The sequence below is a fragment of the Roseobacter weihaiensis genome (assembly GCF_020622345.1).
Taxonomy (GTDB): domain Bacteria; phylum Pseudomonadota; class Alphaproteobacteria; order Rhodobacterales; family Rhodobacteraceae; genus Roseobacter; species Roseobacter weihaiensis.
Window position 1 is genome coordinate 61,298 of record NZ_JACNMO010000021.1, and the last position, 19,137, is coordinate 80,434.

The window sequence follows — 19,137 nt, forward strand, 5'->3', positions numbered from 1 at the left end:
AACATTAAAGCTCTGTGAATATGAACGAAATCTTAACAGGAGCGTATAAATTACCTTTTGGTTAACAATCGCTTAAGGTTTCAGCAAGCGGGTGAAGAGCGTGACGAGGTAGTCCTCGGCTCCCTGCTGCGGCTGCGGCTCGCCTTGCAGCAGAACATCAACCTGCGAGGCAAAATCCGCGTAGTGCTGTGTGGTGGCCCAGATTGAGAAGATCAGATGTCTCGGATCTACAGGTCGCAGGTGCCCTGCATCCATCCAGATCTGTATGAGCGCGCATTTTTCGTCGAAAAGCGGTTTCAACCCTGCTTCGAGATGAGGGCCCATCCGTGGTGCGCCCTGAAGGATCTCGCCAGCAAAAAGCCGGCTCTGACGCGGTAGTTCATGGGCCATATCGAGTTTGCGCTGAACGTAGTTGAGGATTTCCGACAGCGGGTCTCCCTCCGGATCAAGTGTTACCAAAGGATCAAGCCATGTCTCCATCAGTTGGTTCAACAGCGTGACGTGAATTTCTTCTTTACCTTCAAAATAGTAAAGAATGTTTGGCTTGCTGAGGCCGGCGCGTTCGGCGATCTGGTCTAGGGTGGTCCCGCGGTAGCCATGTTGTGAAAAAACCTCAAGTGCTGCATCCAGGATAAGGCTCCTGTTGCGCTGTTGAATGCGGCTGGATTTTTTGAGTTGGGCCTGGGTCAAATACACGTCTCCAATCGGGTGCTGTTATTTTGAGCGACGGCGCGGAATTGTGCAAAAGCCCCTTCCCCGGCGAGACACGCAAGCCTTGACTTGGCGCAGCCGAGCCGCAATCGTGGCTTTACCAAATGGTAAAATTTACCATTGGTCAAGAAATGCATTGCCAGAAAGGATCCAGCCATGCCCGCGCCCGGACAGAACCTCAAGATCAATCCGGATCGTCTGTGGGACAGCCTGATGGAAATGGCCAAGATCGGCCCCGGCGTGGCCGGTGGCAACAACCGCCAGACCCTGACCGATGAGGATGGTGAGGCGCGCGCGCTGTTTCAGACCTGGTGCGAGGCGGCGGGCTGCAGCATGGGGCTTGACCAGATGGGCAACATGTTTGCCCGTCGCGAGGGCACCGACCCGGACGCGCTGCCGGTTTATGTGGGCAGCCACCTCGATACGCAGCCGACGGGCGGCAAATACGACGGGGTGCTGGGCGTGTTGGGCGGGCTGGAGATCATCCGTACCCTGAATGATCTGAATATCAAGACAAGGCACCCGATTGTCGTGACCAACTTTACCAACGAGGAAGGCACGCGCTATGCCCCGGCGATGCTGTCGTCCGGCGTTTTTGCGGGCATTCACACGCAGGATTGGGCCTACGCCCGCGAAGATGCGCAGGGCAAGGCCTTTGGCGACGAGTTGCAGCGCATCGGCTGGCGCGGGGACGAAGAGGTGGGCGCCCGCAAGATGCACGCCTTCTTTGAGCTGCACATCGAACAAGGCCCGATTCTGGAGGCGGAGGGCCGCGATATCGGGGTGGTCACCCACGGTCAGGGTCTGAGCTGGACGCAGGTCACCATCACCGGCAAGGACAGTCACACCGGATCGACGCCGATGCCCATGCGCCGCAACGCGGGCCTCGGGATGGCACGGGTGCTGGAAAAGGTGGACGAGATCGCCTGGAGCCGCAAACCGCATGCGGTGGGGGCGGCAGGGCACATCGATGTCTACCCGAACTCGCGCAATGTGATCCCCGGCAAGGTCGTGTTTACCGTGGATCTGCGCTCCCCTGATCTCAGCGTCATCAAGGATATGGAAGCGCGATTGCGCGTCGAAGGTCAAAAGATAGCCGATGAGATGGGGCTGGAGATCGCCTTTGAGAAAGTCGGCGGTTTCGACCCGGTGGCCTTTGACGAGGGTTGCGTCACGGCAATCCGCAACGCGGCGGAGCGGTTGGGCTATTCTCATATGAACCTGATTTCAGGCGCGGGACATGACGCCTGCTGGATCAACCGGGTGGCCCCCACGGCCATGGTAATGTGTCCCTGCGTCGATGGGCTGAGCCACAACGAGGCCGAAGAGATCACCAAGGACTGGGCCATGGCGGGCACCGATGTGCTGCTGCACGCGGTGGTGGAGACGGCGGAGATTATGGGGTGACGGATCAGGACCAAGACCTTGACCGGATGGATCACGCGGAACTGCTGAGTACGGCGCGACAATTGCGTCAGGCTATTCGCGCGCATCGCGATGCAAGCGGTCATGACCTGTGCTGGCACTGGCCGGACATGTGGGCCCTGCTGCCCGACACTCCGACTGATGGTCAAGAGGTTCCTGCTTGGCCTCAATTCATGCGCGGTTGCGTCAAGTATCGCGCTTCACTTGAGCGAGAGCTGTCCGAAGCTCCGCGATCTGACAGGGAGTTTGACGGATGAGCAAAGTCATCAAGGGCGGACAGGTCTGCACGGCAGATCGGACGTGGAAAGCGGACATTCTGATCGAAGGCGAGACCATCAAACAGATCGGCGAGGACCTTTCGGGCGACGACTACATCGATGCCGAAGGCGCCTATGTGATCCCCGGCGGGATTGATCCGCATACGCATCTGGAGATGCCGTTCATGGGCACCACGGCGGCGGAAACTTTTGAGTCCGGCACCTGGGCGGCGGCAGCGGGGGGCACCACGATGGTCGTCGATTTCTGCCTGCCGGGTGCAGACGGGTCGATCAAGAACGCCATCAATGAATGGCACCGCAAGTCCGCGCCGCAGATTTGTTCCGATGTGGGCTATCACATGGCCATCACCGGCTGGAACGAGACTGTTTTCAATGAGATGAAAGATGCCGTGGAGATGGGGGTGAATTCCTTCAAACACTTCATGGCCTACAAGGGCGCTTTGATGGTGGAGGACGACGAGATGTTCGCCTCCTTCCAGCGCTGTGCGGAGCTGGGCGCGCTGCCCATGGTGCATGCGGAGAACGGCGATCTGGTGGCGGCCTTGCAGGAGAAATACTTCAACCAGGGGATCACGGGCCCGGAAGGGCACGCCTATTCGCGCCCGCCCGAGGTGGAAGGCGAGGCGGCCAACCGGGCGATCACCATCGCTGATGCGGCGGGGGTGCCGCTTTACATCGTGCATGTGTCCTGCGAGCAGGCGCATGAGGCGATCCGGCGGGCGCGGCAAAAGGGGATGCGGGTCTACGGCGAGCCGCTGATCCAGTTCCTGACGCTGGACGAAGCCGAGTATTTCAACACCGATTGGGATCATGCGGCGCGCCGGGTGATGTCGCCACCGTTTCGTTCGAAGGACCATCAGGACAGCCTCTGGGCCGGGTTGCAGGCGGGGTCCTTGCAGGTGGTGGCGACGGACCACGCGGCGTTTAACACCGAGCAGAAACGCGCAGGCCGCGATGATTTCCGCATCATTCCAAACGGGTCGAACGGGCTCGAGGAACGCCTTGCCGTGCTCTGGACCGAAGGGGTGGAGACCGGGCGGCTGACACCAAACGAATTCGTCGCCTGCACCTCGACCAATGTGGCCAAGATCCTCAACATCTATCCGCGCAAAGGCGCGCTGGTGGAAGGGGCGGACGCCGACATCGTGGTCTGGGACCCCAAGATCAGCAAGACCATCTCGCCCAGCAACCACCATTCGGTTTTGGATTACAACGTCTTCGAGGGCTTCGAGGTCAAAGCCCAGAGTCGCTATACCCTGAACCGGGGCGAGGTGATCTGGGCCTGGGGGCAAAACTCGCAGCCCAATCCGGGGCGTGGGCGGTTCATCCCGCGGCCCGCCTTCCCGAGCGCTTCGGTGGCCTTGTCAAAGTGGAAAGAACTGACCGCGCCGAAACTCATCAAACGCGATCCGATGAATATTCCAGCAGGTATCTGACGACGCATGCAGGCAACCACTTCTCTGGACTACCTGTCGCTTGCGGCGTCGGTGACGACCATCCTGGCCTCTCTGGCGGTTTGCGTGACGGCTCTTTTTGTCTGGCGGCAGATGAAATTGCAGGCGGATACTTTTGACAATGACGCCCGGAGGTTGCGGCGCGAATCCTTTACATTCGTGTTCGAGGCGCTCTGGGATGACGGGTTTCGCGAGGCCCGCGACGAGATGCTGGAAGCCTTGAATGCGGGTAACACCCTGCCGCAGGATCGGTCGGACAAAGATAACTTTCGCAACGTTCTGAATACCTATGAAATGCTGGGCCTTGCCGTGAAACTGGATACAATCGACGAAAACGTCTGGAAAGAATACTGGCGCACGCCCCTGCTGCGCGACTGGGACCGGCTGGTGCCTTTTGTCAAAGAGGAGCGTGCCGCAACGCAGAGCGAGCGGCTCTACATCGACGCCGAACGGGTGGTGACGCGGTGGAGGAACGCCGCATGAACGCTTCGGTGATTTCTGCGAACCGTCTCGATCTGACGTTTCAGACCAACGATGGGCCGGTGCATGCGCTGAAAGATGTCAGTCTGGACGTGGCAAAAGGGGATTTCGTCAGCTTTATCGGGCCGTCGGGCTGCGGCAAGACGACGTTCCTGCGCTGCATGGCGGATCTGGAGCATCCCACCGGCGGGCAGATTACCATCAACGGTGTACGCCCGGAAGAAGCCCGCAAGGCGCGGGCTTACGGCTATGTCTTTCAGGCGGCGGGGCTTTACCCGTGGCGCACGATCGGGGGCAACATTCGGTTGCCGCTGGAGATCATGGGGTATTCGAAGGAGGATCAGGCTGCGCGCGTAGCGCGGGTGCTGGAGCTGGTGGAACTGTCAGGCTTCGAGAAGAAGTACCCTTGGCAACTTTCAGGCGGCATGCAGCAGCGTGCAAGCATCGCCCGCGCCCTGGCCTTTGATGCGGATATCCTGCTGATGGATGAACCCTTTGGCGCGCTGGACGAAATCGTACGGGATCATCTGAACGAACAGCTTTTGGAGTTGTGGAAACGGACCGAGAAAACAATCGCTTTCGTGACGCATTCAATCCCCGAGGCGGTGTACCTGAGCACCAAGATCGTGGTGATGAGCCCACGGCCCGGGCGGATCACGGATGTGATCGACAGTCCGCTGCCGCCGGATCGGCCCCTGGATATTCGCGACACGCCGGAGTTTCTGGAGGTGGCGCACCGGGTGCGTGAAGGGCTGCGCGCGGGGCATCTGGATGACTGAGGGGCGGTCCATTGGCGAGTGGCCCTCCGCGACGAGTATTTGCCGAAGGGTGAATACGGAGGGTCGCATATGGGTCGCGCAGATCGTCTTCTTGGTGTTGGGCGTGGTGGGTTTATTGGTGGCTCTCGTGTGCCTTGCCGCATTGAGCCACTATCGGGACCTACAGTGCTGGGAGATGCCCGCAAACCAATGCCCGGATGCGGCTGGTACCATGTGGATGATGGCTCTGGTGTTCGTGGTTGCCATCTCCGCAGCCGTCTGGTTCTGGCGGAGCGGGAGGGCATATGCGTAGCTTTGTCCCTGTTCTGACCGTGGTCACGGGTATCTTCGCGGTCTGGTATCTGGCAGCCATCTGGCTGAACGCCCCTTGGGCCTATGACAAGGCCACGCGCTCGGGTGAGGTGCTGACCCTGCAAACGCTGATCGCGGACACCTGGAGCCAGGACAAACCCAAGCTGCCCGCCCCCCATCAGGTGGGGATCGAGATATGGGAGACCACGGTCGAGAAAAACATCACCTCCAAGCGGTCGCTGATCTATCACAGCTGGATCACGCTGAGTGCGACGCTGCTGGGGTTTGCGCTGGGGACGGGGCTGGGCATCGCGCTGGCCATCGGGATTGTCTACAACAGGACGATGGATATGTCGGTGATGCCTTGGGTCATTGCCAGTCAGACCATCCCCATCCTTGCGCTGGCCCCGATGATTATCGTGGTGCTGAATGCGGTGGGGATCTCAGGCCTGCTGCCCAAGGCGATGATCTCGATGTATCTGTCGTTCTTTCCGGTGGTCGTGGGCATGGTCAAGGGGCTGCGGTCGCCCGATGCAATGCAGCTTGACCAGATGCGGACGTGGAATGCATCGCCTGCGCAGACCTTCTGGCGGTTGCGACTGCCGTCTTCGATGCCCTACCTCTTTACCTCGCTCAAGGTCGCGATGGCGGCCTCCCTTGTCGGCGCGATTGTCGGGGAGCTGCCGACAGGCGCTGTCGCAGGCTTGGGCGCGCGCCTGCTGGCGGGCAGCTACTTTGGTCAGACGATCCAGATCTGGTCGGCGCTGCTGATGGCCGCAGCCCTCGCGGCAGCCCTTGTCAGCCTTGTCGGCCTGATCCAGCGCATCACCCTGAAGCGGATGGGGATGGCGTGATGGGCTGGCTGGTTTTTGCCTTTGGTGTCTGGGCCGGCGGGTGGTGGCTGAACACCTGGATGGCTCGCCTGCCGCCCACGCGGCTCACCTCGCTGGCGGTGCCGGTCCTGTTTGGGCTCACCCTGATCGCCATCTGGGAAGGCGTGGTGCGCGGCCTTGAGATCAGCCCGGTCCTGTTGCCCGCCCCCAGCATGATTGCCCTCCGGTTCGCCGCTTCAACCGCGATCTTGTGGGAGGACTTCGTGCAAACGGTCATCAAGGGCGCTTTGTCGGGCTATGTCTTGGGCTGCGGATCTGCCTTTTTGATCGCCATTCTGGTGGACAGGTTTGATTTCCTGCGGCGCGGCCTCTTGCCCGTTGGCAACTTTGTCGCAGCGCTGCCGGTGATCGGCATGGCCCCGATCCTTGTGATGTGGTTCGGCTTTGACTGGCAGTCCAAGGCCGCGGTTGTGGTAGTGATGGTGTTTTTCCCGGTGCTGGTGAACACGGTACAGGGCCTCACCTCGGCCACGGCCATGCAAAAGGACCTGATGCGGACCTACGCGGCCGGCTATTGGACGACCTTGCTGAAACTGCGCCTGCCTGCGGCGATGCCTTTTGTCTTTAATGGCCTCAAGATCGCAAGTACGCTGGCGTTGATCGGTGCGATCGTTGCTGAATTTTTCGGCTCTCCGATCCGCGGGATGGGCTTTCGCATTTCCACCTCCGTTGGACAGCTTGCGCTTGACCTCGTGTGGGCCGAAATTGTTGTCGCAGCGGTTGCGGGCTCGGCGTTCTACGGGGCCATTGCCCTGATCGAACGGGCGGTGACCTTCTGGCATCCGTCCCAACATCACTGACCAAAACAAAAAAACAAAACCAACTAAGGAGAGTATGATGAAGAAGATGACAACACTGGCAGCCGGGGTGGCCCTGGGCCTCTGGGGCGCTGCGGCACATGCCGCGGATGACGTGACCTTGCAGCTCAAATGGGTGACGCAGGCCCAGTTTGCAGGCTACTACGTGGCCCTCGACAAGGGTTTCTACGAAGAAGAAGACCTCAACGTCACGATCAAGCCCGGTGGGCCGGACATCGCCCCGACGCAGGTGCTCGCCGGGGGTGGTGCGGATGTGACAGTTGACTGGATGCCCTCCGCCCTGTCGGCGCGTGAAAAGGGGTTGCCGATGGTCAACATCGCCCAGCCCTTCAAGTCGTCGGGCATGATGCTGACCTGCCGCAAGGATGCCGGTGTCGAAAGCACCGATGACTTTGCAGGCAAGACCCTTGGCGTCTGGTTCTTTGGCAATGAATTTCCCTTCCTGAGCTGGATGAACAAGCTCGACATTCCCACGGACGGCTCAGACAACGGTGTCACCGTGCTCAAGCAGGGGTTCAACGTGGACCCGCTCCTGCAGGGGCAGGCGGCCTGCGTCTCGACCATGACGTACAACGAGTATTGGCAAGTGATCGATGCGGGTCTGACACCGGATGATCTGACGGTCTTCAAGTACGAAGACCAGGGCGTCGCAACCCTGGAAGACGGGCTCTACGTGCTGGAAGAGCGGCTGGAAGATCCCGCCTTCGAGGACAAGATGGTCCGCTTTGTGCGGGCGTCGATGAAGGGCTGGAAATACGCCGAGGCGAACCCGGACGAAGCCGCCGAGATCGTGCTGGATAACGACGCCAGCGGAGCACAAACCGAAGAGCATCAAAAGCGTATGATGGGCGAGATTGCCAAGCTGACCGCGGGCAGCAACGGTGCGCTTGATCCGGCGGACTATGAGCGGACGGTCGCCTCGCTTTTGTCGGGTGGGTCCGACCCGGTTATTTCCAAAGCACCGGAAGGCGCCTGGACACATGTCATCACGGATCAGGCATTGAACTGAGCGGGAAACTGCACGAACTGCGAAAGGCCGGCGGGAAACCCCGGCCTTTTTCAATGCGATGCACTGGACTTTATTGTTTTGGACCCCATTTCGAGACTTAAGCCAAGAAGAGTGGAGTGTTCGATTTGAGTAATATGGAAAATCTGGAAACGCAGCTAAGCGAAAAAGAGCGCCAGCAACAGGTCAACCAGACGGCGTTGCGGTCGATCAAGGCGATGGATACCCGCCGCGCTGCCCGTGGATATGCGGTGATGGCTGCGGCTCTTGGCTATGGCGAAGGTGCGTTGGGTCGGGGCACGTTTGGCAAGATCAGCCATGCTGCAAAGCTGTTTTGCATCGGATTCGCGTTTTTGCTGCCCAGTCTGCTCATCTGGCGCGTTCTTTTGTAGCGCGTCCACGGACCGTCTGATCTGCACCAGGTCGAACCGCTACCGCAAAAAGGCAAAAGCCGGCACGTCTCAGCGCCGGCTTTGGTCGTTTAGAGGCTCTTTGAGCTATCAGGCGAGCGCGATGTTAGTCGCAGATTCGCGACCGTCCCGGCCTGCTTCGATATCAAAAGTCACCTTCTGATTGTCCGCCAGACCTGTCAGCCCTGCGCGCTCAACGGCAGATATGTGGACGAATACGTCCTTGCTGCCGCCGTCGGGTGCGATAAAGCCGAAGCCTTTTGTTGTGTTGAACCATTTCACGGTGCCAGTGGCCATTTCCCGTGTCTCCTTGAAATTATGCTATCCGCGTGCGTGCGATAACTCGGCGCAGTTGATCTTGATCGAGTTCTGAGCGCCGTTTCAGCGAGAGCAGGTCGAAAGAGACGTAGTGTGCGGGTGCTATATATATGAAATGTGCCGTTGCTGCAAGATGTTGCCGGGGCGGGTCGGCACGAAAACGCTCGTGCGCAGCAGGCGGATTTCCCTTGCACCTTGCTGCCCATGGTGCGTTTCGACCCAGCTTTGTGCCGCTTCTGTGACCTCTATCACAGACGGGTTGGGCCGCCATATGCTTGGATGATTGGGCAAGATGCTCCCCTCGTCAGATCAGGGCGACGCTTGGGACCTTGCATTTTTCGGTGGACGGCGCGGCTCTCTTCCTCCGTGTGGTCCTTTCTACTATAGCGGGTCGGTTCTGCCGACCCGTTTTTTTAATCCGCAGGATGTTGCACATTGAGCAGGGCTGCGGGATCGTAGCCATTGGCGCGTAGCACGGCTTCCGCTTCGGCGCGCTTTGCGTCGCTGATGCGCGGGCGCCGCGCGAGGATCCAACCGGCCCGCCCGTTCGGTACACCCACAACAGCGGTGTCATAGGTTTCATCGACCCACAGCACCCAGTAAGGCGCCCGGACAAACGGTACGGAGGCAAACTGTACCTTGAGCTGCCCTGGGCCGCTGATGTCAGCGGTGCCTTTGACGCTGCGGAGCGGGCCATCCGGGCTGTCCTGGCGGCAGGTATTCAGGACAGAGATCGTGTCGGCGTCAAGTGCACCATAGGTCGCCGTGGTCGCGGTGCAGCCGCGCTGGAAGGCGACCGGGTAGCGCGCGATTTCGTACCATGTCCCGAGGTAGCGCGCAGGGTCGAAGTCCGCTTGGGCGGTGATCGGCTGCGTGTTGTCCCGATACCGGGTGCCACAGGCGGTGAGCAGGACAAGGGCCAGCAGGAACAGGAGGCGGAGGCAAGCGGTCATGGCGCGCGCGTGACGTCGTAGACCCAAGCGATATAGTCGGTGTTGGCCCCATCGACACGGGTGCGGAGGATCGGCGGCACTTCATAGGGGTGCAGCTTGCGGATGGCGTCCTCGACCGGCTGTGCGAGATCTGCGCGGGTTTTCAGCAGCAGCGGGTGTTCTTCTGCGTATTCGAGCTTGCCCTGCCAGTGGTAGCTGCTCTGGATTGGCGCGTAGCGGTTGGAGCAGGCCACAAGGCGCTGGTCGATGAGGGCCGCGCTGATTGTGTCGGCGGTCTCGATGCTGGGGCAGTTTACGAGTATGTCGATGATTTGCATGGGGGTGAGGGTAGGGGGTGCTACCAGACTGTTCAATCCGTATTTGCTAACCGCTTGGGTGGTGATTTGGGCAAACGGCGGAGGTGTGTGCGGGATTTTACCACCCTCGCCACGCCTCCTTTCGTCAGGACCGGTCCTGCTCCAGCAGCGCGGCGGCGACGCGCAGCAGATTGGCAACGCGCTCCATGTCCATAGGGGTCGCAAGCCTCTCCTCGTCCAGCATGAGCTTCTTCAATTCGGACAGGTCGTCATCGACAGACCCCATCGGCAGTGGGTCGGACGGCGTGTCGTAAGGGTTCAGTGCTTCTTTGAGCCCAATGGTATGATAGAGGTCGGTCTGCGTAATATCGACCCCATGTTCACCGCGCTTTTTGTGATCGTCGATGATGCGCGCCAGAGCCTCCTGCAGAAACAAAAGGTTGAGGGTATCCGTGGTTTTCATTGACCGCTCAGGACCTCCTCGATTTTGCGTAACTCGTTGCGGTGACGGGAGCGACTGCGTCTCCCCCGAGGCTATCGCCTTCTGCGGCCTCAAACTGTCCACTGGTCAGTTTGCAAGACGGCCTCCGACCCGCGGTCGGGGCCTAGCGTCGTTACTCATCGACTTTCGGCGCTTCTGGATAGGGACTCTGCTGTGACAAGAAATTTGTCACCGGTAGAGGTCGTTGACCAGATAGAAGACCGTTGAGTAGCTGTGCATTTCTACGTTGCAACGATTGGTCTGCGTCCCAGCCCTGTGGTACATAGCTATTTCGATCTAGATCGTGTTTGTCGAATTTGTAACCTACCACCGCGCCTATCTTCGAAAGAAGTGCAACGAATAAATCCGAGCGTTGGCCAAAAAAGCGCTCTTGCTCACTCGCTGCTTCCGGAGCAGGTCCACTCAAATGATCAATGTACGCCTTGAACGCATCCCGAACCTCGTTCTCATTGTAAAACTCCAATTCAACGATATTCAGGGCAGCAACATGCAACGGATCTAACCGGATCCCTCTTGTTTGCATGAGGTCGCGAAAAAGATTCAGGCGTCGATTGTGTCGGGCTGCTCGTGCATCAAGCAAGCGGGTTAGCCACACTGCAATGACTGGTCCAGTTACTATCGCCAGTAGGGTTAGCGCTGCGTAGATGCTTTCTGCTGTCATTGGTTCAATCAAATCCCGTATTTTTTACAAATCTGGCATTAACCGGTCCAATTGGAGTGTCAATTTTGTAAGTCTCATTGTCCGAAAATGAAATCGGGAGCTCTAGCGGCACCACTATTGGTTTCGACCTTAAATCGAATTCTGCGCCCGTTATCGATATGCTGTCGGCAGGCATCTTGTATTCCACAGTTCCAATAAGTTTTTCACCCTCGACAGCATATTTGCCCGAAAAGACGACACCGGTAACATCCGCTCCCGCAATTACACCGTCTCGAAATACAAACATCGCCAGACCCTGCCCAGCGACACCAGCCATATAGGCAGTGTAGATACCTGCGAATTCTTCCTTATCACTCATCAGTTACCTCACAAATTTCTTATGCTTCAACCGCTTCGGCTCCAGCGCATCCGCCCCCAGTCTCCGCTTCTTGTCCTCCTCATAGTCCTCGAAGTTGCCTTCGAACCATTCCACATGGGCTTCACCCTCGAAGGCGAGGATATGCGTGCAGATCCGGTCGAGGAAAAACCGGTCGTGGCTGATGACCACGGCGCAGCCGGCGAAATCGACGAGGGCGTCTTCCAACGCGCGCAGGGTTTCGACGTCGAGGTCGTTGGTGGGCTCGTCGAGGAGCAGCACGTTGCCGCCCGACTTCAGCAGGCGCGCCATGTGCACGCGGTTGCGTTCGCCGCCCGAGAGCAGGCCCACCTTCTTCTGCTGGTCGCCGCCCTTGAAGTTGAAGGACGAGCAATAGGCGCGTGAGTTGACCTCGGCGTCGCCCAGCTGGATCAGTTCGGCCCCGCCGGTGATCGCTTCCCAGACATTGTGATCGGGGTTCAGGTCATCGCGGCTCTGATCCACGTAGCTGAGGTCGACCGTGTCGCCGTAGTCGATGGTGCCCGCGTCGGGGTCCAGCTGGCCGGTGAGCATTTTGAAGAGCGTGGATTTACCCGCACCGTTGGGGCCGATCACGCCGACGATGCCGCCGGGGGGCAGGGAGAAGTCGAGGCCTTCGAGCAGTTGCTTGTCGCCCATGTGTTTGGCCAGCCCCGTGACCTCGATGACCTTGGAGCCCAGACGCGGGCCGTTGGGGATGACGATCTGGGCGCGGGCGAGTTTTTCACGCTCGGAGGTCTCGGCCATCTCGTTGTAGGCGTTGATCCTTGCTTTCGATTTGGCCTGCCGCGCCTTGGCGCCCTGGCGCATCCAGTCGAGTTCGCGTTCGAGGGTCTTCTGGCGGGACTTGTCCTCGCGGGCTTCCTGGGCGAGGCGTTTGGCCTTTTGTTCGAGCCAGGCGGAATAGTTGCCCTCGTAGGGGATGCCCTTGCCGCGGTCGAGTTCGAGGATCCAGCCGGTGATATCATCGAGAAAATAGCGGTCGTGGGTGACGATCAGGATGGTGCCCTTGTAGTCAATGAGGTGCTGTTGCAGCCAGGCGATGGTCTCGGCATCGAGGTGGTTGGTGGGCTCGTCGAGCAGCAGCATATCGGGGGCTTCGAGCAGCAGCTTGCAGAGCGCCACGCGGCGCGCCTCACCGCCTGAGAGGTTGGCGATATTGGCGTCATCCGGCGGGCAGCGCAGCGCCTCCATGGATACGTCGATCTGGCTGTCCAGATCCCAGAGGTTTTCGGCGTCGATCTGGTCTTGCAGCTGCGCCATCTCGTCTGCGGTCTCGTCCGAGTAGTTCATCGCCAGTTCGTTGTAGCGGTCGAGGATCGCCTTTTTGTCGGCCACGGCGAGCATGACGTTTTCACGCACGGTGAGGTTCTCATCGAGCTTTGGTTCCTGTGGCAGGTAGCCGACGGTCGCGCCCTCGGCATGCCAGGCCTCGCCCTGAAAGTCGGTGTCGAGACCCGCCATGATCTTCATCAGCGTGGATTTACCCGCGCCGTTCACCCCCACGACGCCGATTTTCACGCCGGGCAGGAAGTTCAGGTGGATGTTCTCAAAGCATTTCTTGCCACCCGGATAAGTCTTGGAGACACCGGACATGTGGTAGACATATTGATAAGCGGCCATGGAAAGCTCCCGTTTGGTCGTGCTTGGCTGTGACTTGCGTTTAGGTATTGCAGCGCCGGATGAACTGCAACTGTTGCGGTGCCTCGGCAGGAAATGGTGTAAAGGGGTTTGCGGCGCAATGTCAGCAGTCGGGCCGAAAGGATCGAACCGGGGGCCCTTTCAGTCGGTGTCCCTGTGGACCCATTGACATCACAGCCCGAGCGCTCTTTGTAGGCGCTGTCCTTCAGGGGAGGTGGCAGAGACGTGCGGCAGGGATTTCCCATAGCGCGACAGGGGCAGGTGATTGGCCTGCTGGGCGGATCGTTCGATCCTGCACACCAGGGCCATGTCCACATCACACTGGAGGCGCTTAAACGCTTTGGCGTGAGCCGCGTCTGGTGGCTCGTGAGCCCCGGCAATCCCCTCAAAGCGCAGGGTCCCGCGCCGTTGGCGCAAAGGATGGCCCGTGCGCGGCAGATCATGCGGCATCCCCGTGTCGAAATCACCGATATCGAGGCGCATCTGGGCACCCGGTATACCGCTCAGACGCTTGTCAGACTGCGCGCGATCTATCCCGGTGTGCGGTTTGTCTGGCTGATGGGGGCCGACAATCTGGTTCAATTCCACCAATGGCAGCACTGGCGGCGTATCGCCGCCAGTGTGCCTCTGGGTGTCGTCGCGCGCCCCGGCGACCGTATTTCAGCGCGGATGAGCCCGGCGGCGAGGGTTCTTGCGCAGGCGCGTCTTCCCGGTCATGCGTCGGGACAGCTTGGGCGTGCCGCAGCGCCGGCTTGGTGTTTTGTGAATGTGCCCATGGTCGCGCAGTCGTCCACTGCCATCCGGTCGCGGGGCGATTGGGGCAGCTCCAAAGGGATCTGAAAAACTTCTGATAAAAGACAGAGGTCTAACTGTTGTTTCTGGATGCAGCCTGAGGCTATGGTCCTGCCATGCGTGACAAATCCTCTTCAACCATGACACGACGCGGGCTGTTGCAGGCCCTGATGGCAAGCGCTGCCGCCCCGGTCTTTGCGGGGGCACCATTGGTGTCGGAACGCCCACCCAGAGCCCGCGGCCCCGTTCGACCACCTGAGGCTGACGCGCTTGTCCAGAAGGCGAAGCTGAAGGGCGAGATTGCCTTTGCCCTCGCTGATGCCGAAAGCGGCGAAGTGCTGGAGGAGCGGTCCTCGGCGACAGGCATTGCGCCTGCCAGTGTGACAAAGGCGATCACGGCGCTTTACGCGCTGGATACGCTGGGGCCCAATCACCGTTTCCAGACACAGGTTGTGGCCACGGGCGGTGTGCGCGATGGCGTGGTGCAGGGTGATCTGGTGCTGGTGGGGGGCTGCGATCCGACCACCGATACCCGGGCGCTGGCGGCTTTGGCCGCGGGGGTGAAAAACGCGGGCATCCGCGAAGTCAAAGGCGCGTTCAGGATCTATGAGGGCCCGGTTTTATCCATCAGATCAATCGACCCCGAGCAACTGGATCACGTCGGCTACAGCCCGGCTGTGTCAGGCATCGCGCTCAACTTCAACCGGGTGCATTTTGAATGGACGCGCGCCAGTGGAGATTATGCCGTCACCATGGATGCGCGGGCAGGCAAATACCGGCCCGATGTCCAGATCGCGCGGATGGAGGTCGTCGAAAGGCGCACGCCGATCTACACCTATGAAGATCGGGGTGGGCGCGATAGCTGGACCGTGGCCAGAGCGGCCCTGGGCAGTGGCGGGGCCCGCTGGTTGCCCGTGCGCCAACCCGGTCTTTACGCAGGCGAGGTCTTTGCCACCTTGGCACGGTCACACGGGCTGGTCCTGAAAACGCCGAAGCTGCGGCAAGGCCCGCCAACAGGCGCTGTGGTGGCCGCGGTGGACAGCGCGCCGCTCAGCCAGGTGCTGCAGGCGATGCTGAAGTACTCAAACAATCTGACCGCTGAAATGGTGGGTCTTGCCGCCACCTATGCGCGCGTCGGCCGCGTCGACAGTCTGGCAGCCTCAGCAGCAGAGATGAACACATGGGCGATGACGACCCTCGCTATGCAATCCCCGGCGTTTGTCGACCACTCAGGGCTCGGAGGCGCGAGCCGCATCACCGCGCAGGACATGGTTCGGGGCCTGGGCGCTGTCGGGCATGCCTCGCTGCTGCGACCTTTGCTGAAGCCGGTCAAATTGCTGGATGGGGAAGGCCGTCCGGTGAACGATCATCCGGTTCGGGTCGAGGCCAAAACAGGCACGCTGAATTTCGTTTCGGGCCTTGCGGGGTATGTGACCTCCGTCGATGGGCGCGAGATGGTCTTTGCCATTTTTGCGGCGGATGAAGAGACCCGCGCCGGCATCAGCCGTGCGGAGCGCGAGCGTCCGCCCGGCGCACGCACCTTTGCAACCAGAGCCCGAAGGCTGCAACGCGAGCTGTTGATGCGGTGGGGCGAGGCTTATGTAAAGACTGCCGCCAAGCTTTGAACCTGTTTGGCGGTGTCGGATCTGGGCGGCAAGGCAGCCTGCCACCCTGACGTCATTTCAGATGACGTGCACGCGCCCCACGCTCGATCGCTGCGGCGTGCAACCGGTCGAGCGAGAGCTCATAGCGGATTTCCTCCAGCAGCCGCAATTCGGTCTCTCCCAGCGTGCCATCTGCTGCCGCAACATCACAGGCCAGCGCATAGGCTGTCTCAAAAAGCCGTTCGGGCAGCCCTTCGCGCATGAGGCCAAACAGCGCATCCAGCCCGTCTTCCTGCTCCAGCAGATCAAAGACGGTCTGCGTCACATGGGTGATCCGGTCTGGATCGTAGTCGGAAAAAATCGGTAAAAGCTGCACGGCAGCCTCGATTTTCACCAGCTCGGCGGTGCGAATGTCCTCATCTGATGCCGAAACGGCAATCATGAGGGCGACAAGGCAGTCCTGAGCGGAAAACGAGTGGGCGGGGGTGTCTGGCACTTTGGGGGGATGCTTTCAAAACAAGGTTGCACGCGCAGATTATTGACGCGCCCGACCCAAGGCAATAGGGACGGGCGGAAGTCTGCACATCCGGATGCAGCCTCTGCAGGTTGGTGAAAAATGTCTGAGACCCGTGACGCCGCAATGACGAGCAAAGCATGGCCCTTCGAAGAGGCGCGCCGTGTGTTGAAACGCTATGAGAAAGCGGCCCCGGAAAAGGGCTATGTGCTCTTTGAGACGGGATACGGCCCCTCGGGTCTGCCGCATATCGGGACCTTCGGAGAGGTTGCGCGGACCACGATGGTCATGCGCGCCTTTCAGGAGATCTCCGATATCCCTACAAAGCTGGTTTGTTTTTCCGACGATCTGGATGGCATGCGCAAGGTGCCCGGCAATGTGCCAAACCCCGAATTGCTGATCCAGCATTTGCAGCGGCCACTCACTTCCGTGCCCGATCCCTTTGGCATGCACGACAGCTTTGGCGCGCATAACAACGCCATGTTGCGCCGGTTTCTCGATACCTTCGGGTTCGAGTACGAGTTCATCTCGGCCACCGAATTCTACAACACCGGCCAGTTCGATGAAATCCTGCTGCGGGCGGCCGAAAAATACGATGAAATCATGGCCGTAATGCTCAAGTCCTTGCGGGACGAGCGGCGCCAGACCTATTCGATTTTCCTGCCGATTCATCCGGAGAGCGGGCGGGTGATGTATGTCCCGATGAAAGAGGTGAACGCCAAGGACGGCACCATCACCTTTGACACGGAGGACGGCGAGGAGATGACCCTGCCGGTCACGGGCGGCAATGTGAAACTCCAGTGGAAGCCGGATTTCGGGGCCCGGTGGGCGGCCCTGGGTGTCGATTTCGAGATGTATGGCAAGGATCATTCCACCAACACGCCGATCTACGATAAAATCTGCCGCATCCTCGGCCAGCGTCCGCCAGAGCATTTCACCTATGAGCTCTTTCTGGACGAGAACGGCCAGAAAATCTCCAAGTCGTCCGGCAATGGCGTGAGCATCGACGAGTGGCTGACCTATGCCAGTACCGAAAGCCTGTCGTACTTCATGTACCTCAAGCCAAAAACCGCCAAGCGCCTGTATTTTGACGTCATCCCCAAGGCGGTGGACGAGTATCATCAGCAACTGCGCGCCTATGCGACGCAAGATGTGGTTCAACGGCTGAACAATCCCGTCTGGCACATCCACGGCGGGGATGTGCCCGTATCCAATATGCTAATCCCTTTCTCGATGCTACTGAATCTCGCCAGCGTGTCCTCCGCCGAGGAAAAATCGCAGCTTTGGGGCTTTATTCAGCGCTATGCGCCTGAAACCAATCCGGAAAACAACCCGGATATGGATGCAGCGGCAGGCTTTGCCGTGCGGTACTACAATGATTTCGTGAAGCCGCAGAAAACCTACCGGACGGCCACGGATCTAGAACGCGAGGCTTTGATCGAGCTGCGCGATCAGTTGAAAGCCTATGAGGGCCCCGTAGAGGATGAGGCGCTGCAATCGATTGTTTATGCCTGCGGGCGGGAGCGTTTTGATCCGTTGCGGGCGTGGTTCAAGGCGCTTTATGAGGTGCTGCTTGGGGCTTCTCAGGGGCCGCGCTTTGGCGGCTTCATAGCACTTTACGGCGTGGCAGAGACGGTTGCCCTGATTGATGCGGCCCTCGCCGGCGACCTGGTGTCGACAAGCGCGTAACCTTGCCCTGCGCTTTGCCTGACTTACTGTTATGGCGATAGGGCAAGGAGAGATATGATGCGCGCAGCATTGATTGGCGTTTTGATGGGAGCGATCGCGGCCTTTTCCGCCATGGCAAACCCCAAGGACATGCAGGCGGTGATTGACCGCCAATTGTCTGCGTTTCTGGAAGATGATTTTACCAAGGCAATGGGATTCGCCAGCCCGGCGCTCAAGCGGTACTTCGGCACGCCGGAGAACTTTCAGCGCATGGTCACGCAAGGCTACCCGATGGTGTGGCGGCCCGGAACGGTCGACTACCTTGAGCACCGCGAGGAGGGCGGCATTCATTGGCAGCGCGTGTTGATAAAGGACCAGCAGGGCCGGAGGCATCTGCTCGACTACCGCATGCTGATGACCGCGGACGGGTGGCGAATCAATGGGGTGCAGATTCTCGATGCGGCGGATTTCAGTGCTTAGCTCTGGGCTGGTCTTGAGGTGTGCCGGCAAGCAAGGCTTTGCCCGGCCCGTCAGAACTCACGCCAAATCCCTACCTTTATGGCCGTCTCACCGCCGCCCGCGACCGGGACTTCGGCACTGAGTTGCAATGTCGTGGTGCCCTTGCCGGGTGAAAAAAGCAAAGAGGGGGCCAGCTTTGAAAAGGTTTCACCGTTTTCCAGCGTGTTGAACATCTGAAACATGACCTTCGTTCGCCGCGTGAGGCTCAGGCCCACGGTACCGTCCAGTTTGATCCTCTGTTCGGCAGGGGATTGGGGTTCGTTGAAACTGGTATCCACGTTCACCCATCCGTACTTTTGGCCGATTTGAATGCCGCGCCCCCAAGACAGTCCAAGTTCGGCGGCGGGCAGAAACTCACCGGTGAGATAGCGCGCGCCCACTCCCACATGTGCCGCCCATTTGTGAGTGCGGTCCGTCGGGCCCAGCGGGAAGCGCAGGAAAAGGATGCCGGACCCTTCGGGAAAGCTGACCCGGTCTACCCCGTAGCTGATATCGGCACCCAGGGTGATGGTCTCGGACAGCCCGTATTCCAGATAGACACTGGTTGAGATGTCTCGGGATTGGTTTGTTGACACCGACGAGGAGGCAAAACCGCTGCCCTTGCCGCGCAGCCACGCACCGGCCTGCACCATGGAGGCGCTTGCCCAAACCAGTATCAGCGCCAGAACCACAGACCGCATGTCATTCGTCTCCCGGCGTGCATCATGGTTAATGACGGTTAACAATTGGT

General features: G+C 59.8%; 22 protein-coding genes. 12 read left to right on the plus strand and 10 right to left on the minus strand.

The window, feature by feature from the left end; genetic code table 11:
* Positions 1–72 precede the first annotated feature (72 nt).
* On the minus strand, positions 73–690 hold the full coding sequence (locus tag H7847_RS19305) for a TetR family transcriptional regulator C-terminal domain-containing protein (RefSeq protein WP_227271118.1): 618 nt from the start codon (positions 688–690) through the stop codon (positions 73–75).
* 177 nt (positions 691–867) lie between these two features.
* On the opposite strand from H7847_RS19305, the gene H7847_RS19310 reads away from it, so the two are divergent.
* The 8 genes from H7847_RS19310 to H7847_RS19345 all read left to right on the plus strand — a co-directional run bounded on the left by H7847_RS19310 (position 868) and on the right by H7847_RS19345 (position 8,527).
* On the plus strand, positions 868–2,118 hold the full coding sequence (locus H7847_RS19310; RefSeq protein ID WP_227271119.1) for a Zn-dependent hydrolase: 1,251 nt from the start codon (positions 868–870) through the stop codon (positions 2,116–2,118).
* Between the two features lie 271 nt (positions 2,119–2,389).
* Positions 2,390–3,850, plus strand: coding sequence for a dihydropyrimidinase (hydA, locus tag H7847_RS19315; protein WP_227271120.1), 1,461 nt, complete (start codon positions 2,390–2,392; stop codon positions 3,848–3,850).
* A 6-nt stretch (positions 3,851–3,856) separates the two neighbouring features.
* Positions 3,857–4,351, plus strand: coding sequence for a DUF4760 domain-containing protein (locus H7847_RS19320; RefSeq protein ID WP_227271121.1), 495 nt, complete (start codon positions 3,857–3,859; stop codon positions 4,349–4,351).
* Positions 4,348–5,127 (plus strand): ABC transporter ATP-binding protein, encoded by a 780-nt coding sequence (locus H7847_RS19325; protein WP_227271122.1) that lies wholly within the window; start codon positions 4,348–4,350, stop codon positions 5,125–5,127. The genes H7847_RS19320 and H7847_RS19325 overlap by 4 nt, the downstream gene beginning before the upstream one ends.
* A gap of 284 nt (positions 5,128–5,411) precedes the next feature.
* On the plus strand, positions 5,412–6,272 hold the full coding sequence (locus H7847_RS19330) for an ABC transporter permease (protein WP_227271123.1): 861 nt from the start codon (positions 5,412–5,414) through the stop codon (positions 6,270–6,272).
* Positions 6,272–7,111, plus strand: coding sequence for an ABC transporter permease (locus H7847_RS19335; RefSeq protein WP_227271124.1), 840 nt, complete (start codon positions 6,272–6,274; stop codon positions 7,109–7,111). Before H7847_RS19330 ends, H7847_RS19335 begins: the two co-directional genes overlap by 1 nt.
* Positions 7,112–7,148: 37 nt before the next feature.
* Positions 7,149–8,138, plus strand: coding sequence for an ABC transporter substrate-binding protein (locus H7847_RS19340; protein WP_227271125.1), 990 nt, complete (start codon positions 7,149–7,151; stop codon positions 8,136–8,138).
* Positions 8,139–8,272: 134 nt separating this feature from the next.
* Complete coding sequence (locus H7847_RS19345) at positions 8,273–8,527, plus strand: hypothetical protein (protein WP_227271155.1); 255 nt, start codon at positions 8,273–8,275, stop codon at positions 8,525–8,527.
* 108 nt (positions 8,528–8,635) lie between these two features.
* Here the strand turns inward: H7847_RS19345 and H7847_RS19350 are convergent, their stop codons facing one another.
* From H7847_RS19350 to ettA, 7 genes are all read right to left on the minus strand, one after another.
* Positions 8,636–8,842, minus strand: coding sequence for a cold-shock protein (locus tag H7847_RS19350; RefSeq protein ID WP_007117950.1), 207 nt, complete (start codon positions 8,840–8,842; stop codon positions 8,636–8,638).
* 434 nt (positions 8,843–9,276) lie between these two features.
* The gene (locus H7847_RS19355) at positions 9,277–9,816 is read right to left on the minus strand and encodes a lipocalin family protein (protein WP_227271126.1); all 540 of its coding nucleotides are present in this window, start codon (positions 9,814–9,816) and stop codon (positions 9,277–9,279) included.
* Positions 9,813–10,169 (minus strand): divalent-cation tolerance protein CutA, encoded by a 357-nt coding sequence (gene cutA / locus H7847_RS19360; protein ID WP_227271127.1) that lies wholly within the window; start codon positions 10,167–10,169, stop codon positions 9,813–9,815. The genes H7847_RS19355 and cutA overlap by 4 nt, the downstream gene beginning before the upstream one ends.
* A gap of 88 nt (positions 10,170–10,257) precedes the next feature.
* Positions 10,258–10,575 (minus strand): hypothetical protein, encoded by a 318-nt coding sequence (locus H7847_RS19365; RefSeq protein WP_227271128.1) that lies wholly within the window; start codon positions 10,573–10,575, stop codon positions 10,258–10,260.
* Between the two features lie 151 nt (positions 10,576–10,726).
* Complete coding sequence (locus H7847_RS19370; protein WP_227271129.1) at positions 10,727–11,275, minus strand: DUF6680 family protein; 549 nt, start codon at positions 11,273–11,275, stop codon at positions 10,727–10,729.
* Between the two features lie 4 nt (positions 11,276–11,279).
* A complete protein-coding gene (locus H7847_RS19375; RefSeq protein WP_227271130.1) occupies positions 11,280–11,633 on the minus strand; it encodes a hypothetical protein in 354 nt (117 codons plus the stop codon).
* Between the two features lie 3 nt (positions 11,634–11,636).
* Positions 11,637–13,292, minus strand: coding sequence for an energy-dependent translational throttle protein EttA (gene ettA / locus H7847_RS19380; RefSeq protein ID WP_227271131.1), 1,656 nt, complete (start codon positions 13,290–13,292; stop codon positions 11,637–11,639).
* Positions 13,293–13,535: 243 nt separating this feature from the next.
* Between ettA and H7847_RS19385 the strand changes: the two genes are divergently transcribed.
* Positions 13,536–14,150: a nicotinate-nucleotide adenylyltransferase gene (locus H7847_RS19385; RefSeq protein ID WP_227271132.1), complete on the plus strand. Its 615-nt coding sequence runs from the start codon at positions 13,536–13,538 to the stop codon at positions 14,148–14,150.
* A 68-nt stretch (positions 14,151–14,218) separates the two neighbouring features.
* Positions 14,219–15,727, plus strand: coding sequence for a D-alanyl-D-alanine carboxypeptidase/D-alanyl-D-alanine endopeptidase (gene dacB, locus H7847_RS19390; RefSeq protein WP_227271133.1), 1,509 nt, complete (start codon positions 14,219–14,221; stop codon positions 15,725–15,727).
* 52 nt (positions 15,728–15,779) lie between these two features.
* Here the strand turns inward: dacB and H7847_RS19395 are convergent, their stop codons facing one another.
* On the minus strand, positions 15,780–16,148 hold the full coding sequence (locus tag H7847_RS19395; RefSeq protein ID WP_227271156.1) for a tellurite resistance TerB family protein: 369 nt from the start codon (positions 16,146–16,148) through the stop codon (positions 15,780–15,782).
* 174 nt (positions 16,149–16,322) lie between these two features.
* Between H7847_RS19395 and H7847_RS19400 the strand changes: the two genes are divergently transcribed.
* Both H7847_RS19400 and H7847_RS19405 read left to right on the plus strand, forming a co-directional pair.
* The gene (locus H7847_RS19400; protein ID WP_227271134.1) at positions 16,323–17,909 is read left to right on the plus strand and encodes a lysine--tRNA ligase; all 1,587 of its coding nucleotides are present in this window, start codon (positions 16,323–16,325) and stop codon (positions 17,907–17,909) included.
* 57 nt (positions 17,910–17,966) lie between these two features.
* Positions 17,967–18,368: a DUF4864 domain-containing protein gene (locus H7847_RS19405; RefSeq protein ID WP_227271135.1), complete on the plus strand. Its 402-nt coding sequence runs from the start codon at positions 17,967–17,969 to the stop codon at positions 18,366–18,368.
* A 50-nt stretch (positions 18,369–18,418) separates the two neighbouring features.
* Here the strand turns inward: H7847_RS19405 and H7847_RS19410 are convergent, their stop codons facing one another.
* Positions 18,419–19,087 (minus strand): hypothetical protein, encoded by a 669-nt coding sequence (locus H7847_RS19410; RefSeq protein ID WP_227271136.1) that lies wholly within the window; start codon positions 19,085–19,087, stop codon positions 18,419–18,421.
* Positions 19,088–19,137 lie beyond the last annotated feature (50 nt).